Consider the following 16,968-nt stretch of genomic DNA (forward strand, 5'->3'; position numbering starts at 1 on the left):
GCGATCGGCTATCATCGCAGCGATTGCAACCCGCGCAAACGGAGAGGCCATGATCGACATCCAGCACACGTCGCAGCCTGGCCCGACCCGTCTGCGCAGCATCCTGCGCCGCCTGTGCATGATCGCGCTGGCGCTGGGCATTGCCGCCTGCACGCCTGCCGGCGATTCGAATGTGCGTCCCGAAGTCGACACGGCCGCCGCGCACGCGGAAGCCGCCCAAGCCGACCAACTCTTTGCGCAGGGTCGCCTCGATGAAGCCGCCGCGGCCTACCGGCAGCTTGCCGACAGCGAACGCGGCGCGGTGGCCGACCACTATCGCCTGCGCGCGGCCGAGACGCTGCGCGACAACGGCGAAATCGAGGCCGTCGCCACCGAACTCGAGGACATTCGTCGCCGTCGCCTGCGCGGCGAAGATCTCGCACGTTTCGACCTGCTCCAAGTCGAAATCGCCCTGCACCGCAGGGATCCCGCCCGTGCCGAAGCCCTGCTCGACGCCATTGACGCCGAGGCCAGCCCGGCCCTGCACATGCGCGTGCTCGAACTGCGTGCACGCAGCCAGCTCGCCCGCGGAGATGCCTTCACCGCCGCGCACACGCGCGCGCAACTCGATCGCGACCTGCAAGGGCTCGATCGCGACCACAATCGCAAGGAATTGCTGGCAACGCTCGCCACCATCAACGTGCAGACGCTGCGCGATCGCTTCGCCGCGCTCGCCCCGGACGATCCACTGCGCCCCTGGATCGAGCAGGCGATGCGCAAGCAGGGACAGGCGCTGCCGCGCACGCTGCCACAGCCCAGTCGCCAGATCGGCACGATCGACGCGAACGCGGGCGGCAACTCGCGTGCCGAGGGCTACCATCCGCCGCAACGAGTCGCCTTGCTGTTGCCACTGAGCGCGCAGTTCGCCAGCGTCGCGGCTTCGATCCGCGACGGTTTCATGACCGCATGGTCCGCCGAAGCGGTCGAACGACGTCCGCAACTGCGCATCTATGATTCGGGCAAGACACCGCAGGATGCCATCGCGGCCTATCGCAAGGCGGTTGCCGAAGGTGCCGATCGCGTGGTTGGCCCCTTGCTGCGCGAAGCGGTTGGCGCGCTGTTCCACGAAGTGCTCGAGGTGCCGGTGTTGGCCTTGAACCATCCCGACACCGGCGAAGTGCCGCCTCCGGGCAGTTCCGAATACGGCCTGCTGCCCGAGACCGAAGGCGCCCAGGTGGCCGAGCGCATGCTCGCGCGCGGCATCACGCGCAGCGCGATCATTGGCGCACAGGCCGACTGGTCCGAGCGTGCGGCACGGGCGTTTCGCGCGCAGTTCGAGGCCGGTGGCGGCGCGATCGTCGGCCAGGTGCAACTGGGCGACAAGGACATCAACTACGCCAAGTCGATTGCCCAGGCCACGGCCTCGCTCGGCGAGGGCAGCGAGGCCGGCGTGTTCATCAGCGTGCGTCCACAGCAGGGGCGCCTGCTGGTACCGCAATTGCGCGCGGCGCGGATCAAGGCGGCGCTGTTCGCGACCTCCCACATCTATGCCGGCGATGCCAACGCGATGCTCGACCGCGATCTTGACGGTGTGGAATTCTGCGATGCGCCGTGGCTGTTCGGACCGATCGCAGGGCGCCCCGACCGCAGCCTCGTCGGCCCGCAAATCGACAGCGCCAATGGCGCCGGTGGCCGCCTGTTCGCATTCGGCATGGATGCCTATGCGCTGTTGCCCTACCTCGACTGGCTCGGCGCGCACCCCGATGCCTACCTCAATGGTGCCACCGGCCAGCTCACGGTCGACCGTTTCGGTCGCGTGCATCGGCTGGTCGACTGGGCACGTTTCGACAACGGCCTGGCCATGCCGGTGGTCGGCGCGCTGGAGTCGACGCCGGTGCCGGCGCAGTGAATGCAGCGCGCACGGCAAGCCGCGATGCCGGCGCGCGCGGCGAGGATCTGGCCTGCGCGCAACTGCAGGCCGCGGGACTGCGCCTGCTCGCGCGCAACGTGTGCTATCGCCATGGTGAACTCGATCTGGTCATGCTCGACGGCACGACGCTCGTATTCGTCGAGGTGCGCTATCGCCGCGACAACGGCTACGGCGATGGCATCGACTCGGTGACCGCGCGCAAGCGCGCGCGCCTCGTGCGCGCCGCGGCGAGCTTCCTCGCCGAACGGCCGCAATTGGCGCGCGCAGCCTGCCGCTTCGATGTGATCGCGGTTGGCGGATCATCCGGCCAGCCGCAGTTCGACTGGCGACGCAATGCTTTCGATGCTTTCTGAGGTACGCCCCATGCCCTTGCGCCAAACCGTGGCGATTCTTGCCCTGCTCCTGCTGATGCCGCTGCTCGGTGGCTGCCTTGCCGCCGTCGTCGGCGGCGCCGCCGTTGCCGGCAGCGCTGCCCACGATCGCCGTGAAGTGGGCACCTGGACGGGCGACAAACGCATCTTCCTGGCCGCGTACAACGACCTCAACAAGGACAAGGAACTGGCGCTGCGCAACGATGTCGTGATCACCGTCTACGACGGCGTGATGCTGCTCGCCGGCACCGTGCGCAACGAGGAACTCAAGCAGCGCGCGCAGAACATCGTGAGCGGTTTCGAGGGCACGCGACGCATCATCAACGAACTGCAGATCGGCACGCCGCAGGGCTTCTGGTCGCGCCGCCGCGACAACACGATCACCGCGCATGCCAAGACCGCCCTGCTCGACATCACCAGCCTGCCGGGGTTTGATCCCACGCGCGTCAATGTCACCACGGTCAACCGCATCACTTATCTGATGGGCCGCGTCTCGCACGAGGAAGACGAGGCCGTGACCTCGATCGTGCGCAATGTCAACGGCGTGGAAAAGGTCGTCAAGCTGTTCGAACACACCGACTGACGGCCGCGTGCGTGCACTTGCGTGCACGCACGCGGCGCTTCCGTCACGGCGTGATCACGATGCGGTTGTTCGCCCCCGTGAGATTGCGGTTGAGCGTGATCCACAGCTCATTGCTGCCCGCACGCAAGGACGGGAACCAGTCCTGGTCCATCACCAGCGTCGTGCCGTTGAGCTTCAGGGTGGGGTAACTGCCTGCGGTAAAACCGCGCACGATCAAGAGCGGATGGCGCAGCGTGCCGGCGCCGACCTTGATGTTCGCATCGAGGGTGTTGCCCGCGGCATTGAAGGTGAGCGCGGCGTAGACCGGGTCGTATCCCAGCGGCGCATAGTTGCGCGTGTCGGGTCGGTTGACGCCAGCCGGACCCGAGGCGGCGACGCTGCCGGTGAGCGCGGTAAGCGTGAGCGTCTGCAGCGCTTCGGCTTCGCTCACTTCGAGCCCGACCGGATCGGTCGAATGCGCGCCGAGCACGATCCAGGTCGAGTAACTCTGGCGCGGATAGCCCGAACGCATCGGCCCGTTGTCGCCCAGCGCGGTATTGGTGTTGGATTCGTAGCTGGTCTGGCCGAGGAAGCCGAACTGCGTGCCCCAGGTCAGACGCGTGTTGTTGGTGCCCGCATTGGGCGAGCCGGTATTCAGGCTCCAGGAGATCGCTTGATACGGCCAACTGTCCTGCCACGGCATCAGGTAACCGTCACCCGCCGCGCCGTTGGCCGAAGTCGTGTTCCAGCGTGCGGTGAGATCGTGGTACCAGGGATTGCGCCCGCCGCCCGCATCCTGCAGCAACAGCGGCTGGGTCTGCACGATGCCCATCGTCGCGTCGGTCGCATTGATCCATTCCTTCACGTAGGGAATCGTGTTGGGCTGGTTCCAGCTCCAGGCACTGTTGAGCGTGGCGGGCGCGCTGGTGGTGGTGAACTTCCACAGATCGCCCCAGGCCACGCCGCTGACGTCCTGCGAGCCATCGCCGTCGAATTCAAGTTCACCATAGGGCGCGCGCGAGTCGTCGTAGAGATAACCGGCCGGCAAGGCGCTCATGTCGTAGGTCACCGCCCACAGCGGATGGTCGCGCCCGGTGGCGAACACCCAGTCGATCGTGACCGGGATGTATCTGACTTCTGGAGTTCCACTTTCCTTGCAATAGCGTGGATAGTTCTGCGTGTAGCGGAAGATCGCATGGTGACGCCCGGTGAACACGCGCTGGAAATTGCCGGCGATGAAACCACCCAGTGGCGAATCATCACCGCCCAAGCATACGCCGCCATCCAGCCACGCCGAGTGCGACACAATGTAGCCGAAGCCCGCATAACCGCCATTGCCGTAATTGGTCACGCCGATCGTGCGCGTGCTGTCGTTGGGCATCTGGTAGCGGAACTCGCGCAAGGCGCCGCCGCGCGCACCGCCCGGCCCGGCCGCGCCGTTGTTGTGCGCGAGCACCGCCACGCGTGGGCGCAGCAGGCTGTCGCGCCAGGTGAAACGATCACTGGTCATGCCGGCCACGCTGACGGCGTTCTCCTGCACCAGAAGGTTGGCACTCGGTGGCCCGCTGCCTTCGAAGCCGTTGCCGAAGATGGGGTCGGGCAACGCACTGCCGCGCAGCGCGATGTCATCGAAATACACGGTCGCCTGCGCACCTGCCGACTCGCTCTGAATGTCGATGCGGTCGAACTGCGTGATGCCCGGAAACGCGCTCGCCAGCGGCACGACCACTTCCTTCCAGATGCCCGCGCTCGGGCCGCCGCCTGCGATATAGGCATTGAGCGGCTTGCTGGCCTGCGCCGAGGTCACGGTATTCTGCAGGAACAGCGTGAACTGCTGGCCGTTGCCGCTGCCGCCGTGGATCCACAGGTGCAGATCGACGTAGCTTGCGGCGCCGATGTTGGCGCCAGCCTTGACCATCGAGACCGCGTTGTAATTGTTGCCCGTCAACGCAATCGACTTGCTACCGCCATGCACGGGCGAGGTGTTGGCGAAATTGCCGCCACCGCCCCAAGACCAGTCCTGGAAACCGTTCTGCAGCGCATCGTCGTAGATGACGAGGTCGGCGCGCGCGGACTGCGCTGCCATGCAGGCCAGCACTGCAATGAAAAGTCCTGCCATGGTTCGCAGCATGGGTACGCTCCTCCGTGTTCCTCGTTTGGACGCGGCGCGTTCGCCACGTCGATCCGGTCGATGAGTCCTCACCGGCATGTGGCCGGGCAGAGGATTTGCAGCCGGTCCTGATCGATCCGCGCCTTGCCACACACCACGGACATCGTGGTGAGGCCCCAGCCCTCGCGCAGCGCCGTCGGCCATGCGGCGCAGTCGCGTGAGCGCATCCGTACCCCGATCGCGTCACCGACCGGTCGACCCGGTTCGACGCAAGATACACGCTGTGGAGACGGCAATTAACATTGCACCGCAACAAGGACGGCCGGGCCTGCGCCTGCGTGCCGGCATGGAGCGAGCATCCTGCACGCACCGACTCGGGGATCCCCTCGATCAGGAACGCGAATCGGGCCGCACGCAACCATGAGCCGGATCGCGTGCCGGAATCACCAGCTTTCGGGTGGTCAGCCACACAGCCTCCCGGCGCAGCCGCACCGTCGCGGACTCCCGCCCGCGCAGTGTCACGCGCGCCTGGCAGTCTGCTCCCGCAGCGAAACTTCGGTTCGACGCAAGACGCGCAGGCAAGCACGCAGTTTCTGGCGCGCATGGAACAGGCGTGTCTTGACGGTATTGAGCGGACATCCCTGTACCGTGGCAACGTCCGCGAGCGATGCCCCTTCATTGAAAACCAGATGCAGGCACTCCCGGTGCACGCCCGACAGTCTGTCCAGGCAATCACGCACGACCTCGAAACGCTCGGTCGCGTCGATCATGTCGAAGGCTGCCACCTCATCGCTGGGTATCGAGTCATCGAGCGCAACGTTCGCCGCATTGATCGCGCGCAGGCGATCGAGTGCGCGGTGACGCGCAATGCCGAGCACCCACGTCGAAAAGCGCGACCGGCCATCAAACCGGTGAGCGTTCTTCCAGACTTCGAACATGGTGTCGGAAACGACTTCCTCCGCCTCCTCGTGGCTGCGCACCAAGCGCAGCGCATAGGCGTACACCCGCCGTCCCAAGGCTCGATGGATCATCGCAAATGCCTGTTCGTCCCTGGCCACCACACGCCCCAGCAGGAACGCTGATGCCGGACCGTCGAAATTCCCGCTGCGCGGTTCGCGCTCCGGAATGGCTACCTCTTTCATGCCCCATTTCTCCCTGACCGCGACTGGACAAGACTCCGGCCGCAACGCCCCCCTTCCCCGACATTCACCGCGCGGCGAGCGCGATGCTTCCTGCACCGTCTCCGGCACCCTCCCGACGGGAGGACCGGAAGGCCGGCAATTCGACCCTCGAGCGGAGCCTGTTGCCAGCGGAAACGCCGAAAGGCGACAAGTGCAGACATCACTACCGCAACTGGCCCGCATGATTACGCTCGGGCGACCCCATTCGAGACTGACGCAATTGCGCATGCTTTCGTGCCAGGCCAAGCGGCTCGCCAGTGACGACCCTCGCCCAAGCATGATTCGCGCCACTTCGACGGGAATGCCCGGCGCGGCGGTCAGGTCCACCCGCTGCGCGCGATGGACAGGCGGGCAACACGATCGCGCAAGGCGCGATCACCGCACCGCGTGCCGGACCCACGCTTTCGGCACCCTGCTAGACTTCGCATTCCCACATCGCAAGCCCGGGCGCGCCTTCCGCGCGGCCTGGCCGGCTCGCCGCCGCAGACGGAGCATCGCGCATGAACCAGCTCAATGACATCCTCGACCAGGACCTCGACCCGCGCGAGACCCGCGAGTGGATCGAGTCGATTACCGGCATCATCAACGCCGACGGCACCGAGCGCGCGCATTTCCTGCTCGAACGCATGGTCGACGAGACGCGCCGCGCCGGCGGCCACCTGCCGTTCACGCCGACCACCCAGTACGTCAACACGATTCCGCCGCACCTGGAAGCGCGCTCGCCGGGTGACGCCGCGCTGGAATGGAAAATCCGCTCGCTCACGCGCTGGAACGCGATGGCGATGGTCGTGCGTGCGAACCGCAAGCCGGGCTCGCTGGGCGGCCACATCGCCAGCTTTGCCTCCAGCGCAACGCTGTATGACGTGGGCTTCAACCACTTCTGGCGCGCACCCAGTGCCGAACACCCAGGCGACTTGATCTGCTATCAGGGCCATTCCAGCCCCGGCATCTATGCACGTTCGTTCCTCGAAGGCCGCTTCAGTGCCGAGCAGCTCGATCTGTTCCGCGCCGACGTGATCGCACCGGGCCGCTCGCTGACCTCCTATCCGCACCCCTGGCTCATGCCCGAATACTGGCAGGTGCCGACGGTATCGATGGGTTTGGGGCCGATCCAGGCGATCTACCAGGCGCAGTTCTTCCGCTATCTGGAAAACCGCGGCCTGATTCCGAAGTCCGATCGCAAGGTGTGGTGCTTCCTCGGCGATGGCGAAGTCGACGAACCCGAATCGCTGGGCGCGATCTCGCTGGCCGGACGCGAAGGCCTGGACAATCTCATCTTCGTCATCAACTGCAACCTGCAGCGCCTCGACGGCCCGGTGCGCGGCAACGGCAAGATCATCCAGGAGCTCGAAGGCGTGTTCCGCGGCGCCGGCTGGAACGCGATCAAGGTGATCTGGGGCAGCTACTGGGATCCGCTGCTGGCTGCCGATCGCAGCGGCAAGCTGCGCCAGGTGATGATGGAGTGCGTGGACGGCGAGTACCAGGCCTACAAGGCCTTTGGCGGCGCCTACACGCGCGAGCACTTCTTCGGCAAGACGCCCGAGACGCGCGAGATGGTCGCCAGTCTGTCCGACCAGGACATCTGGCGTCTCAACCGCGGCGGTCACGACCCGCACAAGATCTACGCGGCCTATCACGCCGCGATGCAGACCCAGGGCATGCCGACCGTGATCCTGGCCAAGACCGTCAAGGGCTACGGCATGGGCCTGGGGTCGGGCGAAGCCGAGAATCCCACGCATCAACAGAAGAAGATGGAGCTCGATGCCGTACGCATGTTCCGCGACCGCTTCAATATCCCGGTGGCGGATGACAAGCTCGGCGAAGTGCCCTACTACCACCCGGGCAAGGACTCGCCCGAAGTCCAGTACATGCTCGAGCGCCGGCGCGCGCTGGGCGGCTTTCTGCCGCAGCGGCGCAAGCGCACCGACAAGCCCTGCCACACGCCCGACCTGAGCACCTTCGCACAGATCACCAAGGGCAGCGGCGAGCGCGAGATTTCCAACACGATGGCGCTGGTGCGCGGCATGAACCTCTTGCTGCGCGACAAGGAAATCGGCCCGCGCCTGGTGCCGATCGTCGCCGACGAAGCGCGCACCTTCGGCATGGAAGGCATGTTCCGCCAGATCGGCATCTACGCGCCATTCGGACAGAAATATCGCCCACAGGATGCCGACCAGCTGCTCTATTACCGCGAGGCACAGGACGGCCAGGTGCTGCAGGAAGGCATTTCCGAAGCCGGCGGCGTCTCGGCGTGGATCGCGGCGGGCACGAGCTACTCGGTCTCCAATCAACCGATGCTGCCGTTCTTCATTTACTACTCGTTCTTCGGCTTTCGCCGCATCGGCGACCTCATCTGGGCAGCCGGGGACCAGCACGCGCGTGGTTTTCTCGTTGGCGCGACCGCGGGCGCGAGTTTCCCGGGCGAAGGCTTGCAACATTCCGATTGCGCCTCGCAGCTGATGGCTGGCACCGTACCCAATTGCCGCGCCTACGACCCGACTTTCTCCTACGAAATCGCGGTGCTGCTGCACAAGGGTGTCGAGGAGATGTACGAGCAGCAAAAGGACGTCTTCTACTATTTCACGACCACCAACGAAAACCTCCACCACCCCGACATGCCCGAAGGCTGCTACGAGGGCATCGTCAAGGGCATGTACCTGTTCCGCGCCGCGCCTGCCGACAAGACCAGCGGCAAGGGCAAGGCCCGCAGCGGCGCGCCACGCGTGCAATTGATGGGCGCTGGCGGCTCACTGCGCGAGGCGATTGCCGCAGCCGAGTTGCTTGAGGCCGACTTCGGCGTCAAGGCCGACGTGTGGTCATGCCCGAGCTTCAGCGAGCTGTCGCGCGATGGCTTTGACTGCGAGCGCTGGAACCGCCTGCACCCGGACCCCAAACAGCAGCGCGTGGCGTACGTGACACAGTGCCTTGATGCCCATGACGGCCCGGTGATTGCCTGCAGTGAATACGTGCGGGCGGTGACCGACCAGATCCGCGCGTTCGTGCCGCATGGGCGTCGCTTCATCGCCTTGGGCGCCGATGGCTATGGCCGTTCTGACACGCGGGACCATCTGCGCGAATTCTTCGAGATCAGCCGCTACTGGATCGCGCATGCGGCGATCACCGCGCTGGCCGCGGACGGCGAGATGAATCCCGAAGACGTCGCGCGGGCGATCAAGCAATACAAGCTCGATCCAGCCAAGGCCAACCCGCTCACGGTCTGAGCGATTCAATCACGCGAGCGCTGCGCGACGCAGCGCTCCGGCGCGGGCACGGTCCCTGCGTGCCAGGGTTGCAGTGGCGTTCGGCGACCCGTCACGCCCCATGTGCCGCGTTTCCGATCCGTTTCGCATCCGCGGACTACAGTGTCCCATGTTGCCTTCACGCAAGGCGATCACGGGGACATGGAGATGGTTTTGGACGATCGAAGTGCGCCGGCCGCTGCGCTGGCGTTGACTGCCGAGGACGTGCTTGCACGCCAGGATCGCATTCCGGTGTGGACGCTGCCACGCAGCTATCTGGCCATCATCGGCGTCGGCTACTTCTTCACATTCTTCGACATCGCCGACATCGGTTACACGATGCCGGCGATCGCAGCCGAGTTCGGCTTGTCGAACTCGGAAACGCTGTTCGTGGCACTTGCCTTGGGACTGATCGGCTACGTGATCGGCTCGATCGTGATCGGTGCGATTGCCGATCGCGTGGGGCGTTACCGCACCCTGGTGGTCACGCTCACGATCACCGCGCTGGGTTCGTTTCTCGATGCCACCGCAACCGGTATCGTCTCGCTGTCGATCTGGCGCTTCGTCACCGGTTTCGGCGTCGGCGCCGATCTCAACCTCGTCTCGACCTATGTCGGCGAACTGGCGCCCGCGGGCCAGCGTGGCCGCATCTCGAACCTGACTTTCCTCGTTGGCATTCTCGGCCAGGCGCTCACGCCGTTCATCGCGCTGGCGCTGGTGCCCAACTTCGCCTGGGGCTGGCGCGCGATGTTCGTGATCGGCGGCCTGATCGCCTCGATCGGCGTGATCGCGCGCTTCCAGTTGCCCGAGTCGCCGCGCTGGCTCGCCCTGCATGGGCGCGTCGAGGAGGCCGACGCGGTCGTGCGGCGCATGGAACAAGGCGCACGCATGCGCGCAATTGAATTGCCACCGCCGCAGCCCAGAGCCGTCTCCGCCGAGCTGCACGCATTCCCGTTCCGTGCGCTGCTCGCGCCACCGTATCGCGGACGCCTCGTGCTGCTGGCGGCGATGTGGTTCTGCTGGTACATCGGCAACTACGGATTCCTCGGCGATGCCGCGACGCTGGTCGCCGAGCAGGGCTTCGCGGTCGGCAGTTCGCTGCTGTTTCTGGGCATCGGCGCCCTGGGTTATCCGGTGGGCGCCCTGCTCATGGCCTGCATCGCGGATCGCTTCGAGCGGCGACTGCTCATATTCTGCTCGACCCTCGTGTGGCTGGCCGGCATGCTGCTGATCGGCGCCAAGAGCGACGAAACCATGCTCGTGGCCGGTTCCTTCCTGGCTTCACTTGCGCTGGGCCTGTATCTGCAAGTGGCCTATACCTACACCGCGGAGCTGTTCCCGACGCGCGCACGCGCCAGCGGCTTTGCGCTCTCCGATGGCATCGGTCACGCCGGCGGCGCGGTCGGCGCGCTGTTGCTGCCGGCGCTGGTTGGGGCGACCTCGTTCTTCGTCGGCTTTCTCGGCATCGGCCTCACCGGAGTGCTCGCAGGGCTCATCGCGCTGCTGGGACCACGCACGAGCGGGCGGCGATTGGAGGACGTCTCGCACTGATCCATGCGCGACGCGCCTTGCTGCCTTCAATGCGCCGCGATCCCCACGCAGACAGGGAGCGTGATGGTTACGCTGCTTGATCGGTGTTGCCCTAAACTCCGCGCTCGCCGGACTTCGCGCCCTTGCTGGAGAAATCGATGCGATGCCTGATCCTGCTTGTCGCCTGCCTGCTTGCCAACCAGGCCGCGCCCGCACGCGCGCAAGGACAGGACTGGAAGGCACCGAAGATCGATCACCTCTTCATCATCATGCTCGAGAACCAGTTGTTCGAGACCACCTTCGGCAAGCAGTCACCGGCACCGTACCTTGCGCGTGAATTGCCGGCCAAGGGCGCGCTGCTGCGTCAGTTCTACGGCATCGGCCACCTCAGTTTGCCGAACTACATCGCGACGATCAGCGGCCAGGCGCCCAATCCCGCGACCCAACGCGACTGCACCACGTTCAGCCAATTCGTCGCCAGCGGTCCGCTCGATGCCGACGGCCAGCTGCCCGGCGAGGGCTGCGTCTACCCGGCTTCGGTGCTCACCATCGCCGACCAGCTCGACGCTGCCGGCAAGCACTGGAAGGCGTACATGGAAGACATGGGCAACGATCCTGCGCGCGCAGCTGCCGAGTGTGGCCACTCACCGATCGGTGCCGAGGAGCGTACGCGCCACGCCAGCGCGCGCGACATGTACGTCGCCAAGCACAATCCCTTTGTCTACTTCCGTTCGATCATCGACGACCACAAACGTTGCCGGCGCGGGGTTGTCAATCTCAATCGCCTCGACCGCGACCTGCGCAGGCTCGACACCACGCCCAACTACAGTTACATCACGCCCAATCTCTGTCACGACGGGCATGACGCACCCTGCAAGAACGGCGAACCCGGAGGACTGGTTTCGGTTGACAAGTTCCTGCGCCATTGGGTGCCGCGCATCATGGCTTCGCCGGCCTACAAGCAGGGCGGGCTCATCCTCATCACCTTCGACGAGGCGACCATGGCTGACAAGTCGGCCTGCTGCGGCGCACGGCCTTTGCCCGGCGGTCCCGAACCCGGTTTGGGTGGTCCCGGCGGCGGCCGCATCGGCGCGGTGTTGCTGTCACCACACATCGCCCCCGGCACCCTGAGCGACGTACCCTACAACCACTATTCCCTGTTGCGCTGGAGCGAGGACAACTTCGGACTTGCACCGCTCGGCTACGCGGGCATTCCGGGGTTGGTGACTTTCGGCGCCGACGTATTCACGCGGCACTGACACAGCCGCGATGCTTCGCCGGTCGCGGCGGATCCGCCGTGCCGAGTTCTTCAACGTTGCTTATCATCTCCCGATGCCGATCTTCCGCCTTCCGTTGCTGCTGATCCTTCTGATCTGCGCGGTGCCTGCATTGGCGCAATCGCCGGACTCATCGAAATTCTTCGACGAAGCACGCGCGCAAGTCGCCGATATCCGCAAGCAACTCGGCGACGCCGACGTCGACGACGCCCAATTCAATCGATTTCGTGATGCAGCGGCGGCCGTGTCGAGCCAGGCAGACGCGATTGTGGCCGAGCGCACACCCGCACTGGCAGCGATTGAAGCCCGCTTGGCCGAACTCGGACCGGCGCCGGCCAAGGGCAGCAGCGAAGCCACCGACATCGCTGCGCAGCGCAGCGAATTGGGCCGACAGATCAATGCGCTCGACGCCGAGATCAAACGCGCCAAATTGCTCAGCGTCGACAGCCAGCAGCTCAGTGGTGAGATCGCCGAGGTCCGCCGCTCCAACTTCCTCACCCGCCTGTCGCAGCGCACCGCTTCGCCATTGACGCCGGCGTTCTGGGTCGAGGTCAGCACCAATGCACCCCGTGATGGCGCGCGCCTTGCCAACCTGCGCGGCGCGCTGCGCAGCGCCTTGCAGGCCAGCTTTGCGCCGGACAACCGGGTGAACGCGATCGCCGGCATCAGCGCCGCGTTGCTGCTGGTGCTGCTTGGACGCTGGCTGGCCGAACGCCTGTTGCAGCACCTGACCGCAAACCGGGTGGCTCCCGGCCGCCTGCGCCGCTCGTCCCATGCCGTCGCAGTGGTGATCACAGGTACCGTGTTGAACGGCGCCGGTGCGCAGATCGCATTGGCCGGACTCGATGCTCAAGGCGCGCTCAGCGGCATGGCCAGGGAGTTGGCCAACACGCTCGTTGGCGCGATCTACGTCGGCAGCTTCGTCGCCGGACTCGCCCGCGCCTTGCTGTCGGTGTCGCGCCCAAGCTGGCGGCTGCCGCCGATTCCCGACTCGATCGCGCAACGCCTGCGGCTTGCGCCCATCCTGTTCGGCGTCTTCAGCACGTCCATCATTGCCCTGGTTGCGCTCAATCGCCTGATCGGCATCAGCCTGTCGGCGACGATCGCTACCAGCTGTATTGCCGCCCTCGGCTACGGCGGCTTGATCGCCTGGACGCTCACGCGTCTGCGCGTGCCGGCCGACACCGCAAACGCAGCGCATGCGAACTTGCTTGGCTTCACGATCGCCGCGCTCTGGCTGGGCGTCTTTGCGACCTTGCTGACCTGCCTCGCGGGCTACATCGCGGTCGCCTATCTCATTTCCGGGCAGATGCTGTGGTTGGGCATCATTGCCGCGAGCTGCTACCTGCTGATCTGTTTCATTGACGATCTGGCCGCCGCAGTGCTTTCTTCGCAGGCGGAATGGGCACAGCGCACCCTGGGTCTGGCGCCACACACGCTCGACCAGACGGGCGTGCTGCTCTCGGGTACGTTCCGCTTGCTGGTTTTCGTGCTGGCGCTGGCCGCTTCGCTGGCACCCTTCGGTACGCGGCCTTCGGACTTGCTCGAGCGCGGCAGCAAACTCGGCAACGGTCTGTCGATCGGCGAAATCCACTTGGCACCATCGTCAGTGTTCGGAGCCATTGCCGTCTTCCTGCTCGGCAGCTGGGCGGTACGCGCCGCGCAACGCTGGTTCGGCGAGCGCTTCCTGCCCACCACCAGCCTCGAACCGGCCATGCGTTCCTCGGTGTCGACAATCCTCGGCTATGCCGGCCTTGTCCTGGTGGTGGCGCTGGCCCTGTCCGAGCTCGGCCTGTCGCTGGAGCGAATCGCCTGGGTCGCAAGCGCACTCTCGGTCGGTATCGGCTTCGGCTTGCAATCTGTGGTGCAGAATTTCGTGTCCGGACTGATCCTGCTCGCCGAGCGTCCGGTCAAGGTCGGCGACTGGGTCGCGCTGGGGGACACCGAGGGCGACATCCGCCGCATCCACGTGCGCGCCACCGAAATCCGCATGGCCGACTATTCGACCGTGATCGTTCCCAATTCCGAACTGATCACCAAGAGCGTGCGCAACGTAACCCGCGCCGGCGCCGAGGGCCGCGTACGTTTCACCCTGCCGGTTGCGCTCGACAGTGACCCCGGCCGTGTGCACGACATTGCACTCAACGTGCTGGTCAGTCACCCGGCCGTGCTCGCGTACCCGGCCCCTGTGGTTCTGCTTGATGCCATCGGCGACAACCGCCTGCTGTTCGTCATCGCCGCCTTCATCGCCAACCCGCGCGATACCAGCAGCGTGCGCAGCGAACTGCTGCTGGAACTGTTGGCGCGCCTGCGTGCCGAGGGCATCAGCCTGCGCACGCCGATGCCGGTTTCGCTCGATGGCGCCGGCACAAGGTCCGACGCCGGCATCAACCCCTGATACGACACCGCCGGCACGAGGCCGGCGGTGCGCAAGAACGCTTGCGGATGGGCGCGCTTACTGCGCCGCGTCCTTGAGCTTCTTGAGAGCGCGGATCTTCACCTTGACCGAAGCCGGCTTGGCCGCAAACCAACGCTCTTCCTTGGTGAACGGATCGATGCCCTTGCGCTTGGGCTTGGCCGGCACATTGACCGCCGTGACCTTGAGCAGGCCCGGCAGCGTGAACACGCCCGCACCCTTCTTGTGGATCGAATTGGCAGCTGCCTGTTCGAGCGCGGCGAGCACGGCGCGCACGTCCTTGGACGCAACGCCACTGTGCTCGGCCAGATGCGCCACCAGGCCCGATTTGCCCAGCGCTTCGGTGATCGGCTTGGACGCGGGCTTCTTGCCGGCAGCCGGCTTTTTGGATGTAGCCATGGTTATCGTTTCTCCGTGGGGTAGCGCGACGCGATGCTGGCGCCGCTGCGCGTAGCGTAGCGTGTTTTAAGGCCTTGCGCGCAAGCAAAGGCCCAAAAAAACGCACTTTGTGCGGCGCGACGTGCACGGATCGCGCCAGCATGCTTCGCAGGTGGATCAGCCGGCGCGCACTCAGATGCGCGCCACCCGCAGCATCACGTTGGTGCCCGGCGCTTGCGCACGCGGCGTGATCGAGAAGCTCCCGCCCAGCGCATGCATGCGCGCCTGCAGGTTGCGCAAGCCACGCCCGCTGCCCCGTGGCTGCACCAGGCCGCAGCCATCATCTTCAACCGCGAGCACGAGATCGCCCTGGTCCCGGCGCGCAATGATGCGCACTTCACTCGCCTGCGCGTGCTGGATTACGTTGCTGAGCAGTTCCTCGACGCAGCGGAACACCTCGGCCAGCCTGCGCCGGCTCGTGACCTGGACGCGATCGACGCCGTCTATCAACCACTGGCTGCGCAAGCCCGCCGCATCCAGCGGCGATTGCATGCGTTGTCGCAGCAATTCCAGCGCGCCACCTACCGTTTGCGAAGCGCCATCGATCGCGTCGATCATCAAACGCAAGTCAAGCAGCGCACGCTGGATCTCACCGCTCAGGGGCGAGCTTGGCATTTCATCGCGAATGCGCGCGAGAACTGCAAGCATGCGCGCACCGAATCCCTCATCGATCGCATTGAGCATGCGCTCGCGCTCCTCGCCGGCGATTTCCTCCGAAATCCGGTTCCACGCGGTCAGGCTCGAGGCACGTCCGGTCGGCAGCACGCCATCGAGATGCACATCGAGGGTACGGGCTGCCTGCTTGAGCAGGCGCGCGCCCATCGTCACGCGGCGCACGAGCAGGAAGCCGATCGTCGCCATCAGCACGGTCACGCCCAGCGGACTGATCCAGCGCATGCCCTGCATCGGGCTCACGCGCCCGCCCAGGATTTCCAGGACCGCGCACAGGATTGCAAAGCCCAAGGCCCAGTACAGGGCCGCCCGCTCGATGCGTGGCGCATGCCGCGCGCGCAGGCAGACATCGATCGCAAGCAGCGCGGCAATGCCGGCAGTTCCCAGCCAGAACAGCAGGTCCAGCCAGCGGTTTGCATCAAGGTCGGCCAGCCGCATGACCACCTGCATGCCGATCAGGGCGGTCATCATGATGCCGGCCCAGCGCTTTGCCGTGATGCGCCAGAAACCGAGCAATAAGCGATGCACCACGACGATGAAGAACAGAAGACTCAGGTCGGACAGCGTGCGCCACAGCTCCGGCCCACCGGGCATCACGCCGATCACCAGATACAGGGGCCGCAGGGTCGCCAGCGCGACGGCAAGCATGAAATGGGTCCATTCGGGCGCACCGCGGTACAAACTGGAAAGGACCACCGCGATCAAGCCGAGCACCACCAACAAGGCGATGCAAATCACGGGGATCACGACCTGGCGCCACCAGTTGCCCAACCACACGGGTTGCAACTGTGCTGCGGGGCCAACGCACATCGGCCCAAGGATCGTCGGGCCCAGCGTGTCGCTGATTGGAACGCGCAAGCTGAGCAGGTTGTTGCCCCAGCGCAAGGCATCCTCGGGTATCAGGTACAGGCGCGGCACGGAGGAACGGTAATCGCGTCGTTCGAGGTCGATCTGCGGCGTCAGGTTGCGCGCATTGACGTGCACTTCGAGGAAGGGCGCGGCCATGCCGATGTAGGCCGCCTGTGGCACGCGATCGGCGTCGTATCGAAAATGATGCCGCAAGGACAGGATCGCGGTTCCATCGGCGTTGGCATGCAGGTAACTGGGCAGATCGACCGGCGCGCCGCGATCGGCATCCATCATCACGTCGGTGCAAAGGGAAGGCGGCGCATTCGTGTTGCGGTAGAAGGCCACGACCGCAAGCATCGCGAGCAACACCAATGCGGCTGCAATCACACGGCGCTGGAAGGCTGCTTTCTGCAT

Annotated in this window: 11 protein-coding genes; 7 read left to right on the forward strand and 4 right to left on the reverse strand. The window is 65.7% G+C overall.

All coding sequences use genetic code 11. From position 1 onward, the window contains the following. The first annotated feature begins 49 nt into the window (after nucleotides 1-49). From KF759_RS07750 to KF759_RS07760, 3 genes are read left to right on the forward strand one after another with little or no spacing between them, the layout of a single operon-like run. On the forward strand, nucleotides 50-1,888 hold the full coding sequence (locus KF759_RS07750) for a penicillin-binding protein activator (protein WP_291224229.1): 1,839 nt from the start codon (nucleotides 50-52) through the stop codon (nucleotides 1,886-1,888). Next, a complete protein-coding gene (locus KF759_RS07755) occupies nucleotides 1,885-2,262 on the forward strand; it encodes a YraN family protein (RefSeq protein ID WP_291224231.1) in 378 nt (125 codons plus the stop codon). Before KF759_RS07750 ends, KF759_RS07755 begins: the two co-directional genes overlap by 4 nt. Before the next feature lie 10 nt (nucleotides 2,263-2,272). Beyond that, entirely contained in the window at nucleotides 2,273-2,863 is a 591-nt protein-coding gene (locus tag KF759_RS07760) for a BON domain-containing protein (RefSeq protein ID WP_291224233.1), read from the forward strand. Between the two features lie 43 nt (nucleotides 2,864-2,906). Here KF759_RS07760 and KF759_RS07765 read toward each other — a convergent pair whose 3' ends face one another. Both KF759_RS07765 and KF759_RS07770 read right to left on the reverse strand, forming a co-directional pair. Then, nucleotides 2,907-4,973, reverse strand: a complete 2,067-nt coding sequence (locus KF759_RS07765) for a hypothetical protein (RefSeq protein WP_291224235.1) — start codon at nucleotides 4,971-4,973, stop codon at nucleotides 2,907-2,909. A gap of 497 nt (nucleotides 4,974-5,470) precedes the next feature. After that, a complete protein-coding gene (locus KF759_RS07770) occupies nucleotides 5,471-6,094 on the reverse strand; it encodes a sigma-70 family RNA polymerase sigma factor (protein ID WP_291224237.1) in 624 nt (207 codons plus the stop codon). Nucleotides 6,095-6,633: 539 nt separating this feature from the next. Here KF759_RS07770 and aceE point away from each other — a divergent pair. From aceE to KF759_RS07790, 4 genes are all read left to right on the forward strand, one after another. Beyond that, complete coding sequence (gene aceE / locus KF759_RS07775; RefSeq protein WP_291224239.1) at nucleotides 6,634-9,354, forward strand: pyruvate dehydrogenase (acetyl-transferring), homodimeric type; 2,721 nt, start codon at nucleotides 6,634-6,636, stop codon at nucleotides 9,352-9,354. A 180-nt stretch (nucleotides 9,355-9,534) separates the two neighbouring features. Then, on the forward strand, nucleotides 9,535-10,923 hold the full coding sequence (locus KF759_RS07780; RefSeq protein ID WP_291224241.1) for an MFS transporter: 1,389 nt from the start codon (nucleotides 9,535-9,537) through the stop codon (nucleotides 10,921-10,923). A 137-nt stretch (nucleotides 10,924-11,060) separates the two neighbouring features. Next, nucleotides 11,061-12,161: an alkaline phosphatase family protein gene (locus tag KF759_RS07785; protein ID WP_291224243.1), complete on the forward strand. Its 1,101-nt coding sequence runs from the start codon at nucleotides 11,061-11,063 to the stop codon at nucleotides 12,159-12,161. A gap of 73 nt (nucleotides 12,162-12,234) precedes the next feature. Further along, on the forward strand, nucleotides 12,235-14,577 hold the full coding sequence (locus KF759_RS07790) for a DUF3772 domain-containing protein (protein ID WP_291224245.1): 2,343 nt from the start codon (nucleotides 12,235-12,237) through the stop codon (nucleotides 14,575-14,577). 57 nt (nucleotides 14,578-14,634) lie between these two features. Here KF759_RS07790 and KF759_RS07795 read toward each other — a convergent pair whose 3' ends face one another. After that, nucleotides 14,635-14,994 (reverse strand): HU family DNA-binding protein, encoded by a 360-nt coding sequence (locus KF759_RS07795; protein WP_291224247.1) that lies wholly within the window; start codon nucleotides 14,992-14,994, stop codon nucleotides 14,635-14,637. A 171-nt stretch (nucleotides 14,995-15,165) separates the two neighbouring features. After that, nucleotides 15,166-16,968, reverse strand: coding sequence for a sensor histidine kinase (locus KF759_RS07800; RefSeq protein ID WP_291224249.1), 1,803 nt, complete (start codon nucleotides 16,966-16,968; stop codon nucleotides 15,166-15,168).

Source organism: Dokdonella sp., assembly GCF_019634815.1.
Taxonomy (GTDB): domain Bacteria; phylum Pseudomonadota; class Gammaproteobacteria; order Xanthomonadales; family Rhodanobacteraceae; genus Dokdonella_A.